General features: G+C 58.8%; 2 protein-coding genes and 1 pseudogene. All 3 read left to right on the top strand.

Annotation, left to right across the window (positions count from 1 at the left end):
* The first annotated feature begins 144 nt into the window (after positions 1–144).
* Complete coding sequence (rpsG, locus tag ACEXP3_RS24250; protein ID WP_210102777.1) at positions 145–615, top strand: 30S ribosomal protein S7; 471 nt, start codon at positions 145–147, stop codon at positions 613–615.
* 33 nt (positions 616–648) lie between these two features.
* On the top strand, positions 649–2,748 hold the full coding sequence (gene fusA, locus ACEXP3_RS24245) for an elongation factor G (RefSeq protein WP_210102776.1): 2,100 nt from the start codon (positions 649–651) through the stop codon (positions 2,746–2,748).
* A 72-nt stretch (positions 2,749–2,820) separates the two neighbouring features.
* Positions 2,821–2,896, top strand: a pseudogene (locus ACEXP3_RS24240) (GTP-binding protein); the annotation flags it as partial.

Below are 2,896 nucleotides of genomic sequence, written 5' to 3'. Positions count from 1 at the left end.
TTCTCGATACCCAGGGTGTCAAGAACCGCAAGCAGCGCCGCTCGAAGTACGGCGCAAAGCGTCCGAAGTAATCCACAAGATCCGGCGCCGCGCGAGGTTCTCCGCGTGTTAAGGCGCCAACACCAGTTTTGAGAGACGGAACGTATGTCCAGACGTCATAAAGCAGAAAAGCGCGAGATCAACCCGGATCCGAAGTTCGGTGATCTGGTTGTCACGAAGTTCATGAATGCCATCATGCTGCACGGCAAGAAGTCGGTTGCAGAAACCATCGTTTACGGTGCGTTCGATGTGGTTCAGGGCAAGGCCAAGTCCGACCCGTTGCAGACCTTCCACCAGGCGCTCGAAAATGTGGCGCCGCACGTTGAAGTGCGTTCGCGCCGCGTGGGTGGTGCAACCTATCAGGTTCCGGTCGACGTCCGTCCCGAGCGCCGCCAGGCCCTGGCGATCCGTTGGTTGATTGCTGCTGCCCGCAAGCGCAACGAAACGACCATGGTCGACCGCCTCTCCGGCGAACTGATGGATGCAGCAAACAACCGTGGCAGCGCCGTCAAGAAGCGTGAAGACACGCACAAGATGGCCGACGCGAACCGCGCATTCTCGCATTACCGCTGGTAATCTTCATCCGATCGAATTTCGAAAGGCAGTCCTATGGCTCGCGAATATAAAATCGAAGACTACCGTAATTTCGGTATCATGGCGCACATCGACGCCGGCAAGACGACGACGACGGAACGTATTCTTTACTACACCGGCAAGTCGCACAAGATCGGTGAAGTGCACGACGGCGCGGCCACCATGGACTGGATGGAGCAGGAGCAGGAGCGTGGTATCACCATCACCTCCGCTGCGACGACCACCTTCTGGAAGGGTCGCGACGGCAAGATGCGTCGCTTCAACATCATCGACACCCCCGGCCACGTCGACTTCACCATCGAAGTCGAGCGCAGCCTGCGCGTTCTCGACGGTGCCATCGCTCTTCTCGACGCCAATGCCGGCGTTGAGCCGCAGACCGAAACCGTCTGGCGTCAGGCTGAAAAGTACAACGTCCCGCGGATGATCTTCTGCAACAAGATGGACAAGACCGGCGCTGACTTCTACCGCTCGGTAGAGATGATCAAGACCCGTCTCGGCGCCACCGCTGTTGTCATGCAGCTCCCGATCGGTGCGGAAACCGAATTCAAGGGCGTTGTCGACCTCATCGAGATGAACGCTCTCGTCTGGCGCGACGAATCGCTGGGCGCTGCCTGGGATGTTGTCGAAATCCCGGACGACCTGAAGGACAAGGCCGACGAATATCGCGAAAAGCTGATCGAGACTGTTGTCGAGATCGACGAACAGGCGATGGAAGACTACCTGAACGGCATCATGCCGGACAACGACAAGATCCGCGAACTCGTTCGTCGCGGCACGATCGACGTCAAGTTCCACCCGATGTTCTGCGGCACGGCCTTCAAGAACAAGGGCGTTCAGCCGCTCCTCGACGCCGTTGTCGACTACCTGCCGTCGCCGCTCGACATTCCGGCGATCAAGGGCATCGACGTCAAGACCGAAGGCGAAATCGAGCGTCACGCTGATGATGCCGAGCCGCTCGCCATGCTGGCCTTCAAGATCATGAACGACCCCTTCGTCGGTTCGCTCACCTTCTGCCGCATCTATTCGGGCAAGCTCGAAAAGGGTACGTCTGTCATCAACACGGTCAAGGACAAGCGCGAGCGCGTCGGCCGCATGCTGCAGATGCACTCCAACAGCCGTGAAGACATCGAAGAAGCCTTTGCAGGCGATATCGTGGCTCTCGCAGGCCTCAAGGAATCGACGACGGGCGACACGCTCTGCGATCCCCTGAACCAGGTTATCCTGGAGCGCATGGAATTCCCCGAGCCGGTCATCCAGATCGCCATCGAGCCGAAGACCAAGGGCGACCAGGAAAAGATGGGCCTCGCGCTCAACCGTCTTGCTGCAGAAGATCCGTCCTTCCGCGTCAAGACCGACCAGGAATCCGGCCAGACGATCATCGCCGGCATGGGCGAACTTCATCTCGACATCATCGTCGACCGCATGCGTCGCGAGTTCAAGGTTGAAGCCACCGTCGGTGCTCCGCAGGTTGCCTACCGCGAAACCATCACGCGCCAGCACGAAGAAGACTACACGCACAAGAAGCAGTCCGGTGGTACCGGCCAGTTCGCGCGCGTCAAGATCATCTTCGAACCCAACCCCGAAGGCGACGATTTCAAGTTCGAATCGAAGATCGTCGGCGGTGCTGTTCCGAAGGAATACATTCCGGGCGTTCAGAAGGGTATCGAAAGCGTTCTGTCTTCGGGTCCGCTCGCCGGCTTCCCGATGCTCGGTGTCAAGGCAACCCTCGTAGACGGCGCCTTCCACGACGTCGACTCGTCGGTTCTCGCCTTCGAAATCGCCTCGCGTGCCTGCTTCCGTGAAGCGGCCAAGAAGGCTGGTGCCCAGCTGCTCGAGCCGATGATGAAGGTCGAAGTGGTGACGCCGGAAGATTACGTCGGTGACGTGATCGGCGACCTCAACTCCCGCCGTGGTCAGATCCAGGGCCAGGAAAGCCGCGGCATCGCCGTGGTCATCAATGCCCATGTTCCGCTCGCGAACATGTTCAAGTATGTCGATAACCTGCGTTCGATGTCGCAGGGCCGCGCGCAGTACTCGATGGTCTTCGACCATTACTCGCCGGTTCCGTCCAACGTCGCTCAGGAAATTCAGGCGAAGTACTCCGGTCAGAAGTGACCGGAGTTCCCTTGAACCCATAACAAGTTAGAATTCGCCTGCGTTTGCGGGCAAGAAGATGGAGAGCCTGAAATGGCAAAGAGCAAGTTTGAGCGCAACAAGCCGCATGTGAACATCGGCACGATTGGCCACGTTGACCACGGCAAGA

Source organism: Neorhizobium fuzhouense (genome assembly GCF_042611105.1).
Classification (GTDB): domain Bacteria; phylum Pseudomonadota; class Alphaproteobacteria; order Rhizobiales; family Rhizobiaceae; genus Neorhizobium; species Neorhizobium galegae_A.
This window is presented reverse-complemented; position numbering and strand designations above follow the sequence as displayed.